Consider the following 16,181-nt stretch of genomic DNA (forward strand, 5'->3'; position numbering starts at 1 on the left):
CCTCTACCTCCTTCTGGGGAAATATTCCCACAAGGAAGTATACTATCATTCTTTAACGTATGCAAGCGAAATAGTATTATTACTGCAAGCCAATAATTTGGGAGCCGGAGAAATACCTGCTCCCTTTTTTTTCCTTTTACCGAAGAATCACGACCATGTACCCTCACTTCCCTCCAAGTCACTTACGTCCCCACTGTCCTTTGGGTCTTTAACCCCCTAAATCCGAAATCGAACTTACTTCAACTTGAATTGCGCTTGTCTGAGTTTATAAAAAAAACGATGGAAATCCAAATTTCCCTATTTTTGTGCTTGACAAGCCAAAAAATAGGGCTATGTTTTATGATAGTGGTGAGTTGTGGGGAATCGTGGGAAGAATTTCTATCCGCTTTTACAGGAAATCTGGATGCTGAAGAGCAGAGGATACACCGGCAGAACCGACCACAAGGTCGACTCAAAAGGCAGATTGAGTATTCCTGCCTTGATCCGCAAGGATATTGCCCCCGGACAGGATGATGAAGTCGCGGTGGTGCTGGTTCCTTCGGGTCACCTTCTCCTCTTCAACCGCGAATATTGGGACACAGTCATTCAACAATATATAATAGATCAGGAAGATAAGATAGGCAAGGAAAAAGTTTGGCGCGCCATTCATGAGGTCAGCGAGAACTGTCACATGTCCAAGGTCGACAGCCAGGGTCGGGTCAGCATTCCCCGTAGGATGCTTGAAGAAACCGGGATAACTTCAGATGCAATTATAATCGGCATCTTTGACCGGCTGTCTGTCTGGGAGCCGAACCGGTATAAGAAATGGAAGGCAGAGGAAGACTTAGACCCTATCATTTCAGCGATTGGGCTTTATTAAAAGATGAACCGGCAAAAAGTCAGTTGTACATTACTTTTTGGTATTTCTTTACCTCACCCCCTGACCCCCTCTCCTAGTCAGGAGAGGAGGTAACTCATTATGCGCTTTGTTGTTACCCTCTCATAATTAGGAGAGGGTGGCCGAAGGCCGGGTGAGGTTTTGATGCTCGAACATTTCCATACCCCAGTGATGGTTGCCGAGGTTTTGAATATGCTCAAGGTGGCCGAAGGAGGACTATACATGGACTGCACCCTCGGCGGGGGCGGACATTCGCAGGCCATTCTCGACAGGGGGGGAACTGTTGCCGCCATGGATCGGGATCCCGATGCGGTCTCTTACTCCATGGAGCGCCTTGCCCGGTATGGCGGAAGGTTCAGTGCGCACCGCTCCCTTTTTTCCCGCATTCGGGAGATTGCGGGAGAGAGAGCCGGTCAGTACGATGGCGTGCTTTTTGACCTCGGTTTAAGCTCCAGAATGATCGACGACCCGTCAAAAGGCTTCAGTTACAGGCTTGACGGCCCCCTGCTCATGGATATGGGCGGCGGGCGTGAAAACGCTTACGAGGTGGTGAATACCCGAAGCAAGAGCGAACTGACCCATATTTTCAAAGAGTACGGTGAAGAACGCAAGGCTTTGAGAATCGCCGATGCCATTGTCAAAAGAAGATCATCGCACCCTATAGAAACGACCGGTGAGCTGGCAGAGATTATCGAAGCGGCTGTGGGGAGTTACCTCCCGCAGAAAAGCAAAGCCAGAGTGTTCCAGGCTCTGAGAATATACGTGAACAACGAAATGGAAGAGCTTCAAAAGGGGCTTGAAGGCGCTCTCGAAATACTGAAGGTTGGGGGCTGCCTCTGCGTCGTATCCTATCATTCCCTGGAAGATCGCCCGGTGAAACGATTCATGAAAGAAATGGCCGAGCCGTGTATCTGTCCTCCCGATCTGCCGGAATGCCGGTGCGGGAAGAAGCCGCTTCTCAGAGTATTGACCAGAAAGCCGGTGAAAGCCTCGGAAAAAGAAGCGGCGGCGAATCCCAGGGCAAGAAGCGCTCTACTTCGGGCGTCTGAAAAAGTGGAGTCGGTATGATTCCTGACTCTCGATACAAGGGGGGGAGGCCCTCCATCAGGCGAAACCGTCTGATAGTCTGTTTCCTGATTCTGGCCGCCACACTTATGGCTGTGCTTTTTGTCAGTGAAGATGTCTATATCCTTTCTCTGGGGAAAGAGATTCAAAAGATAAAGAAAGACCGCGCCACGCTGGAAAACGAAAATTTCAGCCTGAAGCTGAAGGTTGCCGAGCTCCGAAAGGGAAGCCGGATCAAGCAGATCGCCCGTGATAATCTGGGTATGGTAATGCCGGTCGGCGCTCCCCGTAAACTGTTCTAATCGGGAGAATTCAGGGTATGCAGACAGGACCGCACATCACCCGTCAGACCTTTGTCATGATGATAATGGCTCTTCTGTGGATTGTTCTTGCCGCAAAGATCGGAGTCATTCAGCTTGCAAGACATGACCAGCTCCGGTTGCAGTCGATCAAGCAGAGCATTGATCAGGAGGATGTCAAGGCGAGCAGGGGACGGATTCTCGACCGTAATGGAGTCCAGTTGGCGTTTTCCATGACCACCGCCTCATACGCCGTCTGGCCGGAAAAAATTTCCAATCGCGAATCTACCATCCGTATCCTGGCGGATTCTGCCGGACTCAGCCCGCAGGCAATAAACAGGATTTTCACTTCCCGTGAGAAGCATGTATACCTGGCAAAACAGGCCGATGCCTCCACCATGCAGAAAATGGACCTGACCATTGAAGCTGTGGTAAAAATGGACAGAGCTATTGCCAAAAAGAACAAGCAGAAAAAAATGATCCCTCAATGCTTTGAAAAAGTCACTACGAGCAGACGATACTACCCGCTGGGGAAAATTGGAGCGCAGGCCATCGGGTATACCGATGTCGAAAACCGTGGTATCGAAGGCTGCGAGCTGTTTTTTGACAACGAGCTTTCCGGCAGTGACGGCAGCTCAAAGCAGATGAAGGATGCGGTCGGCAAAAGCGAGTCGTTCATGGCTGAGCCGATCGTAACTGCGCATGACGGGATGGATATGGTGCTGACCATCGACTGGCGCATCCAGGAGATCGTCGAGGAAGAGCTGGAGGCAGGGGTGGAACGCGCAAAGGCCATTGCCGGATATGTTATCGTCCTCGATTCAAGCAATGGTGAACTTTTGGCAATGGGAAATGTCCCAAGGTTCGATCCAAACGATCACACCTCGTTCAGTTCCCCGGATTCTACCGCCCGGAAAAACCGTCTGGTAACCGACATGCTCGAGCCAGGATCCACATTCAAAATAGTGACATTTGCAGAGGCTCTCGAGACCGGGAAGGTAAGTGAAACGGATATGATAGACTGCCAGAACGGGCAATACCGGATCGGCAGTCATGTGATACATGACTCGCATAAGCTGGGAGTTATTCCGGCGCGCGATGTGCTCATCCATTCCTCCAATATCGGCACGGTCAAGATTGCGGAGAGAATCGGGAAGCAGAAACTGTATGAGCGGGCGCGGCTTTTCGGGTTCGGTGAGGTCACCGGCAGCGATTTTCCGAATGAAACGGGCGGGCGGCTTCCCAATCCCCAGACCTGGTCAAACCTGTCCCTGCCCACCATCTCTTTCGGTCAGGGGGTGGCAGTTTCCCCGCTGCAGCTTACAGCGGCATATGCTTCCATCGCAAACGGAGGCGAACTTATAAGTCCGCGGATCGTGAAAGAGTTTGTTAGCAGCGACGGAAGGGTGAAAAAACCTACCGAAATCCGCAGGATACGGCGCACCATGACCGCACAGACCGCCCGTCGGCTTTCCGACCTTTTGTGCAGTGTAGTGGAAGAAGGCACAGGACTATCGGCGGCAATACCCAATGTACGCATGGCCGGAAAAACTGGCACAGCGCAGCGCATTCAAGAGGGCGGCAAAGGGTATGTCAAAGGGAAATATATATCATCTTTCATCGGCTTTATCTCGGACCGAAACCCCAGGCTGGTATGCCTGGTCATAATAGACAGCCCGGTGGGAGTATACTATGGCTCCCAGGTGGCAGCTCCGGTGTTCAAAAATATAATCAACCGGATAATCAACATGGGCGGCAGCCCTGTGAACCAGATGATTGCCTCGGCGCCTTCGGCGTCCGTAACTTCGGTGACGATCCCCGATGTCAATAACATGAGCATCCCTGATGCGGCAGCCAAACTCCGCTCCGCAGGGTTGATTCCCACAATTGTCGGAGATCCGACCGTGGTGGTGAAACAACTTCCCCTTGCCGGGGCAAAAATCAATCCCGGAGCGCGAATTACACTCTATACAAATTCATTCACACTGGCGCGGGGAGACAGCGTTGCGGTTCCGGATATCACCGGCAAGCCGCTCCGTGTAGCCGTTCAGGACCTTGTGCAGGCGAATCTCATGGTAAAAGTGACCGGCTCGGGAATTGTCCGATCTCAGGATCCTGTGCCGGGCAGCCTGGTCGCCTGCGGAACCATGTGCGAAATTGCGTGCAGGAACAGATAAAATGAAACTGGAAGAACTTATAACAGGTATTCATATACTCGAAACGAGAGGCGATCTTTCGGTGGAGATCAACTCCATCGAATATGATTCGCGAAAGGTCAGGCCCGGCGCCCTCTTTCTGGCGGTACGGGGGTTAAAGGCCGACGGCAACGCGTTCATTTCCGAGGCGGTAAAAAAAGGAGCATCCGCTGTGGTTACCGATGTATGGGAACAGAGCGCTGTACCCATATCCCTTCCTCTGGTAGTAGCGCCGGACGCCCGCAAGGCCATGGCGCTCATCGCCGACCGCATCTACTCAAGCCCGCAGAATTCCCTGATCATGACGGCAGTAACCGGCACCAACGGCAAAACCACTACAACCTATATGGTGAAATCCATTCTCGAGGCCGGCGGATTCGGCTGCGGTCTCATAGGCACCATATGTCACCTGATCGGGAATGAAACGGTTCAGTCGGCAAACACCACTCCGGAAGCCCCGGATATTCATGCATTCCTGGCTCGGATGGTCCAGGCGGGACAGAGCGCCTGCACCATGGAGGTCAGTTCTCATGCGCTTGCACTCTCAAGGGTTTATGGCATCCGGTATCGAGCGGTCGCTTTTACCAATATCACGCGCGATCACTTGGATTTCCACGGCGATTTCACCTCGTACCTGGATGCCAAAAGTATTTTGTTCAGCGATCTTTCCGGTGATTCCACTGCTGTAATCAACCGTGACGATCCCCATTCACCGCATATCATGAACAGTTCAAGGGGCGGACATATTTTGACTTTCGGATTCACCCCCGAAGCTGATATGCATCCTCTCTCTCTGGAATTGTGGGAACACGGCTCTCTGGTGAAACTGGCCACTCCTGCCGGAGAATTGAACTTCCGACTTTCCATGCCCGGAAGATTCAATATCTCCAACGCCATGGCCGCAGCCGGTGTCGGGCTGGCCTGCGGGTTTCCCGGAGAAGTGGTAGTCCGGGGACTGGAGGCGTTGAAATCGGTAGCCGGAAGATACCAGACAGTGGAAGCAGGCCAGGATTTCACTGTGGTTGTGGATTACGCCCATGCGCCTGATGCGCTGGAGCGGATACTCGCCTCCACCCGTGAGATTTCAAAGGGAAAGCTCATATCGGTATTTGGCTGCGGAGGAGACCGTGACCGGGGGAAACGGCCTCAGATGGGGGAGATTTCGGCCCGGCTGGCCGATTATACCGTTGTGACATCGGATAATCCCCGTACTGAGGATCCGGCTGCGATAATTTCCGAAATCATGCAGGGTATTTCCAACGGCTCCCGCTGCGAGGTCATCCCCGACCGTGAAGAGGCCATCAAACGAGCCCTTGCGCTGGCCGGAGCGGGCGATGTCGTGGTCATCGCCGGAAAGGGGCATGAAGATTACCAGATCATCGGCGCCAGAAAAAATCATTTTGACGACGCGGAAACGGCATACCGGATTCTGAAAGCGATGCGATGAAGGAAATTACAATCGGCCGGCTTCTTTACGGGTTGGATATCGTTTCCTCAAACGCCCCGGATGAACTTCTCGAAACAAAGCTCACCGGTGTATCGACAGACACCAGGACAATAAAGGCGGGAGATGTGTTTTTCGGGATAAAAGGTGAAAAATATGACGGCGGCGCGTATGCCGGGAAAGCTTTCCGGTCGGGCGCCGTACTGGCGGTGGTGAATGAGGATGCGCCGGACGGAATCGAAACGGAATATCCGGTCGTTCGGGTACATGATACCATTCGCGCCCTCGGCGATGCGGCCCGTGAATACCGCATCCTGTTCAGGGGCAAAGTGATCGGGGTCACCGGTACCAATGGGAAAACCACGGTCAAGGAGATGATTCTCAGCGTGCTCAGGTCACGGTTCCGGGTGCACGGAACATCCGGGAATTTCAATAACAGCATCGGCCTGCCTCTTTCCCTGTTCGGGCTGGATGACACACACGAGTGCGCGGTGTTCGAGATGGGGATGAGCGCTCCCGGAGAGATCGCCTGGCTTGCGGGAATCGCACGCCCGGATATCGGTGTCATCCTCAATGTGGGGCCGGCGCACATGGAATTTTTCCGGGGAATCGAAGAGATCGCCCACGCCAAAACAGAGCTTCTCCGCTCTCTTCCGGCGGATGGAACGGCAGTGCTCAACGCCGATGATCCTCACCTTGTTGCCCGTGAGAAAGACGGCTGCTGCCGCGTGGTGAAATTCGGAGTCAACTGCCCCGCCGATTTTCGCGGAGAAAACATCGTCGTTCACGAGGACGGCTGCGCATCGTTCACCGTGGAGGGAAACTCCGTCCGGCTCTCGGCGCCGGGATACCACATGGTGTATAACGCTCTCGCCGCCTGGGGTGTGGGTAAGCTCATGGGGCTTAAGGGCAGCACGATCGCCGGCGCCCTGGAGAAGTTCACCGCTCCCGGAATGCGGATGGAGATACTGGTCAAAGACGGAGTACGCTATATCAATGACGCCTATAACGCCAATCCCCAATCGATGAAAGCGGCGGCGGAAGTACTGAGGAGCCTGCTCAGGTCCGGAGAAATCCGGATGACCGCAGTGCTGGGGGACATGCGCGAACTGGGGAAGATGACCGAAGAGGCGCACCGTGAAATCGGAAAACTCTTCGGTGAACTGGGGATCGAGCGGCTGTGCCTGATCGGGGAGTATGCCCGCTTTTATCGCGATGGAGCAGAAGAGGCAGGGATGGACCCCGGAAAAATCCGCGTGTTTGAAACGGTTGCCGACGCCCTGCCCTTCATTAAAGAAAGAAAAGCGGAGGGGAACACAATTTTTATCAAGGGATCACGGGCGCTCGGGCTGGAACGGATCATCACAGAGGCGCCCCGACTTTTGGAGAGCAAAAGCCGGGGACCCCGCGATTCAGACAGGAAGGCTTGATGTTTTACCATATTTTTGTACCGCTGATAAATCATTTCACAGCGCTCAACATTTTTAAATACATCACGTTTCGGGCCGGATATGCCATGGTGACAGCGCTGATTCTTTCGTTTATTCTGGCGCCTCGGATCATCAAATTTCTGCAAAACTGGCAGGTAAATGAGAAAATCCGCTCAGACGGCCCCCAGTCACACATGGCCAAGGAGGGGACGGTCACCATGGGAGGCCTTATTATTCTGGCCTGCATCATTATCCCCACTCTTTTCTGGGCGCGGCTGGACAATTACTATGTTCTCGTGGCGCTGTTCGCCACCATCTGGATGGGGGCGGTCGGTTTTCTCGATGATTATCTCAAGGCGAAACGTCACCTGAGCAAGGGCCTTGTCGCCAAATACAAGCTGGCAGGCCAGATCATGCTGGGATGCATGGTCGGCGGCGCCATGTATATCTTCGGCGACGATCAGTATTCCACAATGACAATGATTCCGTTTGTAAAGAATTATTCTCTCAACTATTCCCATTGGTATATCTACATACCGATGGTAACCCTGGTTATCACCGCAGCTTCCAACGCGGTGAATCTTACCGACGGTCTTGACGGGCTGGCTATCGGTCTCATGGCAATAGCGGCGAGCGCTTATGCGATCATCTGTTATGTCATGGGCAGGGTTACTACAGCCGAATATCTCAGTATCTTCAATCTCCCGGGCAGCGGGGAGTTGACAGTCTTTTGTCTTTCCCTTGTCGGGGCTTCCCTCGGATTCCTCTGGTTCAACTTCCATCCGGCCAGGGTGTTCATGGGCGATACCGGGGCGCTTGCTCTCGGCGGAGCGCTCGGTACGATCGCCATATTGACCAAAACCGAGATTCTCCTGATTGTGATCGGGGGAGTATTTGTGCTGGAAGTTCTTTCAGTGATCCTGCAGGTAGGTTCGTACAAGCTCCGGAAAAAGCGGATTTTCAAAATGGCGCCTCTCCACCATCATTACGAGCTGAAAGGATGGGCGGAGGAAACGGTGGTGGTCAGGTTCTGGATTATCGGCATTCTTTTCGCACTCATTGCACTGACGACGTTTAAGATAAGATAATCCGGTTATGTCGTTAAGTAAGCACCATACAGTAAATGAGAGAAATTTAGTGCTTCTGTGTTTTTAAAGATCCCCCCTGCCTTCGGCATCCCCCCTTATTAAGGGGGGAATTTAGGGAGAGGGTTCTGTCATATCCTAATAAATGTTTACATATAGAAACTATTTTCTTGTTCCCCCTCAAAAGGGGGGTAGGGGGGATTAACCTTAATCGGATGATCACCTTAGCTTACTTAACGACATACCCGTTAAATCTTTTTTCTGTCTTCTGACTTCTTTTTTCAAAGGCGCCCGATGCGGGAACAACAATCCATAGATTTCTGGCTGCTCATACCGGCTGTTGTCCTGGCTGCGCTGGGCATAGTCATGGTCTACAGCTCGAGCATGTATTTTGCGATGGCCGAGAACGGCAGCAGCGCATTCTTTTTGAAAAAACAAGCCCTCTACATGGTCTTCAGCCTGCTTTCCATGATTCTCTGCACCAGCTTGAATTACCGCGGCTACGCCCGTATCGGAAAATACCTCCTCATAATCGGGTACATTCTGCTCGTGGTTCTTCTCGCTCAGAAATTTGTACACTATGTGCATTTCCATAAATGGGAAGTATACCGGTGGTTCAGGTTCGGATTCATGAGCTTTCAGCCTTCCGAAATAGTGAAACTCATTCTGGTCATCTATCTTGCAGGGACGATTGCGGCGATGGGGGAACGCATCCGGGATTTCAAAAAAGGATTTTTAAAGGTAACCGGAATCGTCATGCTCACTTTCTTCCTCATTTTTCTGGAGCCCAGTCTCAGCATGGCAATGCTTTCGCTCCTGGCGGGGTTCTATATCCTGTTCATCGGACGCGCCAGGCTGGCTCATATCATTCTCTGCTGCGTTCCGGCCATACTGTTAATCATTTACCTCGCTCTCACCAAGGAATATATGATGGACCGGATTATGGGATACCTCAATAATGATCCTTCCGTCTGGTCCCAGGTCAAACAGTCCATCATCGGCATCGGGAGCGGAGGTTTCTTCGGAGTGGGGTTGGGGAACAGCATTCAGAAATACTACTATCTCCCCGAGCGGCACACCGATTTTATCTTTTCCATCCTGGCGGAGGAATTGGGATTTGTGGGAACCAGCCTGGTGCTCATCCTGACTTTCTTATTTGTCTGGCGGGGTTTCAAAATCGCGAAGGAAGCGCCGGACACATTCGGATTTCTCCTCGCTTCGGGGCTTTCTTTCATGATCGGCATACAGGTATTCCTTAATATCGGAGTGGCGATCGGGCTTTTACCGACCACCGGAGTTACCCTGCCGTTCGTCTCCTACGGCGGTTCTTCCCTGCTTCTTTCGTTTGCGGCGACCGGGATACTGCTCAATATCTCCAAGCAGGGAAGCATGGAGAGGCGGCTTACCCGTGAGTACGGAACCCGTATTCATAAGAGATTCCCGTCATGAGGGTGGTATTTGCGAGCGGAGGAACCGGAGGGCATGTCTACCCGGCTCTGGCAGTGGCGGAGGAATTGATGAAAAAAAGCCCGTACTCAGAGATTCTCTTTATCGGAGGAACCAGGGGAATAGAACAGAAAATTATCGGGTGTTCGGGATTCCAGGTAAAAACGATCCCGGTAAGCGGATTTCCGCGCAGGCTGTCTTTTGCGATGGTTGCCTTCGCCTGGAAACTGATGATATCCATTATTCGTTCCCTGTGGATTCTCGCCGAGTTCAAACCGGCAGTGATAATGGCGACCGGAGGCTATGTTTCCGGACCTCCGTTCATCGCCGCAAGGCTTTTGAAGATTCCGGGGACGATCCAGGAGCAGAATTCCTATCCGGGCATCACCAACCGTAAGCTGGCGAGGTTTGCCGACATGGTCTTTCTTGGCTTTCAGGATGCGAAAAGATTTTTCACGAGCGGAGTAGAAACAGTCTTTACCGGCAATCCTGTGCGGAAGGAGATCGGCGCGGGAGACCGTGAAAGCGCTGCGCGCTCCTTCGGTCTGGACCCGGCGGTAAAAACGCTCCTGGTTTTCGGCGGGAGCCAGGGATCTCAGGCCGTTAATCGTGCGCTTTCCCGAATTGTCGAATCTCTCGCGGAAAGAGGCATTCAAGTGCTTTGGCAGGCCGGTGACAAAGAATTTCCGATCTGGAAAGAATTCGACGGCCGGGGGGGAAAAATCCATGTACTTCCTTACATCACCCACATGGCGGATGCCTATGCCGCTTCCGATATGGTTCTGGCAAGGTCCGGCGCGATGAGTATTGCAGAGATCACTGCCTGCGGCCTCCCGGCGATCTTTGTTCCGCTGCCGTCGGCAGCGGCAAATCACCAGGAGTATAATGCCCGCTCGATTGCGGACGCCGGAGGAGCGGTGATGATCCTGGAGAGGGACCTGACCCCGGAGCTGCTCTTACGGGAGGTTCTCGGAGTTTTGGAATCCGATGAACGTCGGAAAGCGATGGGAGAGGCTTCGCGGCGCATGGGGAAACGTGATGCGGCGCGCGTCATTGCAGAGAAACTGATCGAACGGTACGGTTCAAATAAGATGAAGCTGTAAAAAGTATCTTGTTAGTGCCAATGTTCAAAAAACCTCACCCGGCCTTCGGCCACCCTCTCCTAATTAGGAGAGGGTAATAACAAGGCTCATAATGAGTTACCCCCTCTCCTGACTAGGAGAGGGGGATAGGGGGTGAGGTAAAGAAACAACAGAAAATACTGTAAAGCTAAACTTTACCGGAGCATCAAATAAGAGATGAGGGCTTCATGTTTCTGGGAGCGCTGACCCGGAGAGTCAAAAACATCCACCTGATCGGCATCGGCGGAGCGGGAATGAGCGGGATCGCCGAGATACTCATGAATTCGGGATTCACCATAACCGGTTCCGATATGCGTTCGACTCCGGTAACCGAGCGGCTGGCCGCGCTGGGGGCGGGGATATGTATCGGTCATTCCGCCGAAAATGTGCGCACCTGCGATGTGGTGGTTTATTCCTCGGCAGTAAAACCTGATAATCCGGAGATAACAGCGGCCAGGGAGCGAAAAATCCCCGTAATCGGCAGGCCGGAGATGCTTTCCGAGCTGATGCGGATGAAATACGGCATCTGCATCGCCGGGACCCACGGAAAAACCACCACCACTTCCATGACCGGGCAGGTGCTGACCCGTGGGGATATTGACCCTACAGTCATAGTGGGCGGCAAGGTTGCCATGTACGGCGGCGGGGCAAAAATCGGGCAGAGTCACTACCTGGTACTGGAAGCGGACGAGTACGACCGTACGTTCCTCCGCCTCACTCCGGTCATTGCGGTGGTCACCACAATCGACCTGGAACATCTTGACTGTTACCGTGACATGAATGATATAGAATCCGCCTTTGTTCAGTTTGTCAACAAGGTGCCGTTTTTCGGATCGGTAATTCTTTGCATCGATGACCGCGGGGTGCAGAACATCATGCCCCGCGTGGAGAGAAGGATTGTCACCTACGGCACTTCCCGTCAGGCAGATATCCGGGCGGAGAATATCGACCAGGAGGGGACGATGACCCGGTTTGAAGTGGCGGCGGGCGGAAAACCTTTGGGAAGGGTGACACTGTCGCTTCCCGGAGATCACAACGTACGGAATGCCCTGGCCGCTATAGCGGTGGCAGGAGAAATGGGTATTCCCTTCGAGACCACTGCACGGGCTCTCGGCGAATTCAGAACGGTGGAGCGAAGGTTCGAGATCAAAGGCGAGGAAGCAGGTGTCATGGTGGTAGACGATTATGCGCATCATCCTACCGAGATCAAGGCTTCCCTGGCCGGTGCGCGGAGAGGATTCGACCGCCGTATCGTGGCGGTTTTTCAACCTCATCTCTACTCGCGGACCCGTGATTTCCATCAGGATTTCGGCCGCGCTTTCATGAACTCCGATGTGCTGGTGGTGACCGATGTCTATCCGGCGCGGGAAGCGCCCATCGAGGGAATAAGCGGAAAGATGGTGGCAGACGATGCAACTTCCGCCGGCCATCACCGCGTGACTTATGTGGAGAAGCGCGAGGAACTCCCGCGGGCTGTTGCCGGTATCGTCGAATCCGGTGATCTGGTGATAACATTCGGCGCGGGGGATATTAACCGGGTGGGAACTGAGCTGCTCTCCATCCTGAAAGAAAGCGGAAACACCGGAGCGTGAACATGGTGAAGAGAAACGACAGGCTGAGAAGCAGCGCGCCGCACTGGAAACAGCAAAGCCGCGGAATAAAAGTGAGGTCTGACACAACAGGGCCGCACATCGGAAGATATATTATTCTCCTGGGAATTCTCACAGCCGGCATGTTCGTGGGGGGAAAATATGCGGTTGATTACGCTGCGGCGCTCCCGGTATTCACCGTGCGCCAGGTCGTTGTCGAGGGAACACATTATATCGACCGTGACAAGATAATTGCATCAACCGGCATCAAACCGGGGTGCGGCCTGTTCGATGTGAATCTGGTCGCTGTCGCGATAAAACTAAGCAAAGAGTATGCCGCCCGCGATTTCACTGTATTCCGCCGCCTGCCCGACACCATCATAATCAGGGTGCAGGAGCGGAAACCGATGGCCCTTCTGGGAACAGAAAAGGTAATCGGTGTGGATGAAGAAGGAGTTCCGCTTCCCCATGTAGGGCAGGAAATGGTTTCGACTCTGCCGATCGTTTCCGGAATAAAAAGTACGGCTTCGCTTACGGATCCCCAGGTGAAAGCCCGTCTTGTGTCCGGGCTCAAGCTTCTGGATGCCATTTCCAAGGATTGTCCTGCGATTATGAAGAGAATATCGGATATCAATGTGTCCACTATGGGAATCAATCTCGACAACGGACTCGAAGTGATTATCGGAGATACATACTGGCCGGAAAAAGTCCAGAACCTGGAAAAGTGGATCGCAGAGGTGACCGCGCGGCTGGATTCGGTAAAAACATTGGACTTGAGTCACATGCTTTTTAACGGAAGTTCTGATCAAAAGATAAATGTAATCAGGAAGTAAAATAACTCACCCCCTGACCCCCTTCTACCACCCTACTTTTGCTTTGCAAAAGCAGGGAACCCGGCGCAAGCAATAGAGGGGGAGACCCAATTGCTTTTTAAAAAAAGTATTTTTTGAGAAACGAATTACATTAAGAATGAACCCCTCTCTTTTCAAGAGAAGGGATCAAAGGATGAGTTTACTTAGGGGGAAACAGGGCAAAGGAGCATCGGCAGTAAATTGCATTCATGGTACATGCCAGTCAGAGTGAGGAGTGCGTAATGAGCAGGAGCAGCATACGGGTTGGCCTTGACATCGGAACCACCAAAATCGCGGCGGTTATCGCAAGGATCGAGGAAGAAGACAGCACTCCGACGATCATAGGGGTAGGCACAAGCCCTTGTGAAGGACTTAAAAGAGGGGTCGTCGTTGATCTGGAAAAAACGGTCAGTGCGATTTCGAAAGCGGTAAATGAAGCCGAGCGCATGGCTGATGTCGAGATAAAGGAAGCCTATGTCGGAATTGCCGGGGATCACATCAAATCCCTCAACTCCCGCGGGGTCATAGCCGTTTCGCGGGCGGACAGCACCATCACCGACAAGGATATAGAGCGGGTTATCGATGCTGCAAAGGCGATCCGCCTTCCGGATGAGCGGGAGATCATTCATGTCATCCCGCAGGGATACATTGTAGACAACCAGGACGGCATCAAGAATCCTTTGGATATATCGGGAGTCCGGCTGGAAGCCGAGGTGCACATTGTGACCGGGGCGATCACTTCGATCCAGAATGTGATCAAGTGTGTGAACCGGGCGAATATCAATGTGAAAGACCTGGTGCTCCAGCCCCTGGCGAGCTCCTATGCGGTGTTGACCCGTGACGAAAAAGAGCTGGGATGCGCGGTGCTTGATATCGGCGGAGGGACAACCGACCTGGCGCTTTTCCAGGATGAAGCTATCCGGTATACCTCGGTGATCGGTCTGGGAGGCAAGAATGTAACATCCGATATCGCCATCGGTCTCCGGACTCCCATCGAGTATGCGGAGTACATCAAGATAAAGCACGGGTACGCGCTCCGCTCAATGATTCCGAAGAACGCTGTCATCGAGGTGCCGGGACCGGGCGACCGTGAGCCGCGGAGTGTTTCGCTCGATATTCTCGGCGCTGTGATCGAGCCGAGGATGGAAGAGCTGTTCACCCTGGCCAAACATGAAATCGAGAAAAGCGAGTACGGTGGTCTTTTAGGCGCCGGTATCGTGCTCACCGGAGGAGCGTCGCTCCTGCGCGGGTGCGCCGAGCTGGCCGAGCAGGTGTTCGACATGCCGGTAAAAATAGGGTACCCTAAATGTTTCAACGGGCTGACCGATATTAACGATAACCCGGCGTATGCCACGGTTCTGGGGCTTATTCTTTACGGCGGTCTCGGACATGGAGGCGCCGATCAGTACTTTGGAAGCAGGCCGGGAGTGTTCGTCCGCTTCGCCGACAGTGTAAAAAGGATGTTCAAGGATTTCATATAACTAAACGGGGGTAGTAGATGGATATTGATATCGATCTTGAAATGTTTCCTTTAACAAACATCAAGGTGGTGGGAGTAGGGGGCGCCGGAGGGAACGCAATAAACCGTATGATAAACTCCAACCTGAAAGGGGTTGATTTTATCGCGGTCAATACCGACAAGCAGGCTTTGAACATTAATCAGGCGAACACCAAAATCGCAATCGGTACCAACCTCACCCGCGGTCTTGGCGCCGGGGGGGATCCCGAAATAGGGCGCAAAGCCATCGAGGAATCACGGGAAAAAATATCCGCAGCTTTGAACGGGGCGGACATGATATTTATCACCGCGGGCATGGGAGGCGGAACCGGAACCGGCGCCGCTCCGGTCATTGCCCAGATGGCTCGGGAAATGGGCGTCCTTTCTGTCGGAGTGGTTACCAAACCGTTCCTTTTCGAGGGCGGAAACCGTCAAAATGCGGCCTTACGGGGCATCAACGCCCTCAAGGAGGTAGTTGATACACTCATCGTGGTGCCGAATCAGAAACTCCTTGCAATCGCCGACCGTAACATGCCGTTCACCGAGGCGTTCAAGATGGCCGACGATGTGCTCCTGAAAGCCACCAAAGGGATTTCTGACATTATCAATGTACCCGGCATCGTCAATGTCGATTTCATGGATGTCCGTTCGATCATGAGCGAGATGGGCGATGCCATCATGGGAACGGGAATTGCCAGGGGCGAAAACCGGGGCCGTGAAGCCGCCGAGCAGGCAATCAACAGCCCGCTTCTGGAAAATATCACCATCCACGGCGCCCGCGGCGTGCTGATCAACATTACCGGCGGACCGACCATGGGGCTTTACGACATAGACCAGGCGGCTACACTCATCCATGAGGAAGCCGGAGAAAACGCCAATATCATCTTCGGCGCAGTGCTCGATGAACAGATGACCGACGAGATCAGGGTCACTGTAATTGCCACAGGATTTAATTCCACAGGTGTGCAGCGGGTTCCGGGAGTAATTTCCGAATCCGCGACCATTGTCGACTTTATCGACCGCACGGCCGCTACCATCAGTCTTGATAAAACAGATAAAGAAGCGGTTGGATTCAGCTTCGAGGAACGTCAGCAGAGAGTGGCGGCAAACAGCCAGGTCAAGACCTTCGACCGGGGGAGCAAAAGCAGCCTGACCTATCCCACATTTCTCAGGCGGCAGGCGGACTAAGAAAAAAATTGTCTGAACCACTGATGCGCATGATTTATGTGATAAAAGATGATGAAAAGACAAGGGAAAAAAGATAAAGGATAATCGGTTAAG

13 protein-coding genes are annotated in these 16,181 nt (G+C 53.0%); all 13 read left to right on the forward strand.

Annotation, left to right across the window (positions count from 1 at the left end):
* The first annotated feature begins 403 nt into the window (after positions 1-403).
* The 13 genes from Q8O92_04850 (at position 404) to ftsZ (ending at position 16,088) form a co-directional block, all read left to right on the forward strand.
* Positions 404-859 (forward strand): hypothetical protein, encoded by a 456-nt coding sequence (locus Q8O92_04850; GenBank protein MDP2982641.1) that lies wholly within the window; start codon positions 404-406, stop codon positions 857-859.
* 162 nt (positions 860-1,021) lie between these two features.
* Positions 1,022-1,945 carry a 16S rRNA (cytosine(1402)-N(4))-methyltransferase RsmH gene (rsmH, locus tag Q8O92_04855; protein ID MDP2982642.1) on the forward strand — a complete coding sequence of 308 codons (924 nt, stop codon included), beginning with the start codon at positions 1,022-1,024 and terminating at the stop codon, positions 1,943-1,945.
* Positions 1,942-2,244 carry a cell division protein FtsL gene (ftsL, locus tag Q8O92_04860; GenBank protein MDP2982643.1) on the forward strand — a complete coding sequence of 101 codons (303 nt, stop codon included), beginning with the start codon at positions 1,942-1,944 and terminating at the stop codon, positions 2,242-2,244. The genes rsmH and ftsL overlap by 4 nt, the downstream gene beginning before the upstream one ends.
* Before the next feature lie 17 nt (positions 2,245-2,261).
* Positions 2,262-4,418 (forward strand): penicillin-binding transpeptidase domain-containing protein, encoded by a 2,157-nt coding sequence (locus tag Q8O92_04865; GenBank protein ID MDP2982644.1) that lies wholly within the window; start codon positions 2,262-2,264, stop codon positions 4,416-4,418.
* 1 nt (position 4,419) lies between these two features.
* Positions 4,420-5,883: a UDP-N-acetylmuramoyl-L-alanyl-D-glutamate--2,6-diaminopimelate ligase gene (locus Q8O92_04870; protein MDP2982645.1), complete on the forward strand. Its 1,464-nt coding sequence runs from the start codon at positions 4,420-4,422 to the stop codon at positions 5,881-5,883.
* Positions 5,880-7,310, forward strand: coding sequence for a UDP-N-acetylmuramoyl-tripeptide--D-alanyl-D-alanine ligase (murF, locus tag Q8O92_04875; GenBank protein MDP2982646.1), 1,431 nt, complete (start codon positions 5,880-5,882; stop codon positions 7,308-7,310). Before Q8O92_04870 ends, murF begins: the two co-directional genes overlap by 4 nt.
* Positions 7,310-8,398, forward strand: a complete 1,089-nt coding sequence (gene mraY, locus Q8O92_04880; GenBank protein ID MDP2982647.1) for a phospho-N-acetylmuramoyl-pentapeptide-transferase — start codon at positions 7,310-7,312, stop codon at positions 8,396-8,398. The genes murF and mraY overlap by 1 nt, the downstream gene beginning before the upstream one ends.
* 291 nt (positions 8,399-8,689) lie before the next feature.
* On the forward strand, positions 8,690-9,844 hold the full coding sequence (locus Q8O92_04885) for a putative peptidoglycan glycosyltransferase FtsW (protein ID MDP2982648.1): 1,155 nt from the start codon (positions 8,690-8,692) through the stop codon (positions 9,842-9,844).
* The gene (gene murG, locus Q8O92_04890) at positions 9,841-10,944 is read left to right on the forward strand and encodes an undecaprenyldiphospho-muramoylpentapeptide beta-N-acetylglucosaminyltransferase (GenBank protein MDP2982649.1); all 1,104 of its coding nucleotides are present in this window, start codon (positions 9,841-9,843) and stop codon (positions 10,942-10,944) included. Before Q8O92_04885 ends, murG begins: the two co-directional genes overlap by 4 nt.
* 206 nt (positions 10,945-11,150) lie before the next feature.
* Positions 11,151-12,554 (forward strand): UDP-N-acetylmuramate--L-alanine ligase, encoded by a 1,404-nt coding sequence (gene murC / locus Q8O92_04895; GenBank protein MDP2982650.1) that lies wholly within the window; start codon positions 11,151-11,153, stop codon positions 12,552-12,554.
* A gap of 2 nt (positions 12,555-12,556) precedes the next feature.
* Positions 12,557-13,384 carry an FtsQ-type POTRA domain-containing protein gene (locus Q8O92_04900; protein MDP2982651.1) on the forward strand — a complete coding sequence of 276 codons (828 nt, stop codon included), beginning with the start codon at positions 12,557-12,559 and terminating at the stop codon, positions 13,382-13,384.
* A gap of 260 nt (positions 13,385-13,644) precedes the next feature.
* Entirely contained in the window at positions 13,645-14,883 is a 1,239-nt protein-coding gene (gene ftsA, locus Q8O92_04905; GenBank protein MDP2982652.1) for a cell division protein FtsA, read from the forward strand.
* Between the two features lie 17 nt (positions 14,884-14,900).
* A complete protein-coding gene (ftsZ, locus tag Q8O92_04910) occupies positions 14,901-16,088 on the forward strand; it encodes a cell division protein FtsZ (GenBank protein MDP2982653.1) in 1,188 nt (395 codons plus the stop codon).
* Positions 16,089-16,181 lie beyond the last annotated feature (93 nt).

This window comes from Candidatus Latescibacter sp. (assembly GCA_030692375.1).
GTDB lineage: Bacteria > Latescibacterota > Latescibacteria > Latescibacterales > Latescibacteraceae > JAUYCD01.

Bases quoted from the DNA above. Each gene is read 5' to 3' on its own strand.
- Q8O92_04850 (MDP2982641.1), top strand. From the start codon at position 404: ATGCTGAAGAGCAGAGGATACACCGGCAGAACCGACCACAAGGTCGAC.
- rsmH (MDP2982642.1), top strand. From the start codon at position 1,022: ATGCTCGAACATTTCCATACCCCAGTGATGGTTGCCGAGGTTTTGAAT.
- ftsL (MDP2982643.1), top strand. From the start codon at position 1,942: ATGATTCCTGACTCTCGATACAAGGGGGGGAGGCCCTCCATCAGGCGA.
- Q8O92_04865 (MDP2982644.1), top strand. From the start codon at position 2,262: ATGCAGACAGGACCGCACATCACCCGTCAGACCTTTGTCATGATGATA.
- Q8O92_04870 (MDP2982645.1), top strand. From the start codon at position 4,420: ATGAAACTGGAAGAACTTATAACAGGTATTCATATACTCGAAACGAGA.
- murF (MDP2982646.1), top strand. From the start codon at position 5,880: ATGAAGGAAATTACAATCGGCCGGCTTCTTTACGGGTTGGATATCGTT.
- mraY (MDP2982647.1), top strand. From the start codon at position 7,310: ATGTTTTACCATATTTTTGTACCGCTGATAAATCATTTCACAGCGCTC.
- Q8O92_04885 (MDP2982648.1), top strand. From the start codon at position 8,690: ATGCGGGAACAACAATCCATAGATTTCTGGCTGCTCATACCGGCTGTT.
- murG (MDP2982649.1), top strand. From the start codon at position 9,841: ATGAGGGTGGTATTTGCGAGCGGAGGAACCGGAGGGCATGTCTACCCG.
- murC (MDP2982650.1), top strand. From the start codon at position 11,151: ATGTTTCTGGGAGCGCTGACCCGGAGAGTCAAAAACATCCACCTGATC.
- Q8O92_04900 (MDP2982651.1), top strand. From the start codon at position 12,557: ATGGTGAAGAGAAACGACAGGCTGAGAAGCAGCGCGCCGCACTGGAAA.
- ftsA (MDP2982652.1), top strand. From the start codon at position 13,645: ATGAGCAGGAGCAGCATACGGGTTGGCCTTGACATCGGAACCACCAAA.
- ftsZ (MDP2982653.1), top strand. From the start codon at position 14,901: ATGGATATTGATATCGATCTTGAAATGTTTCCTTTAACAAACATCAAG.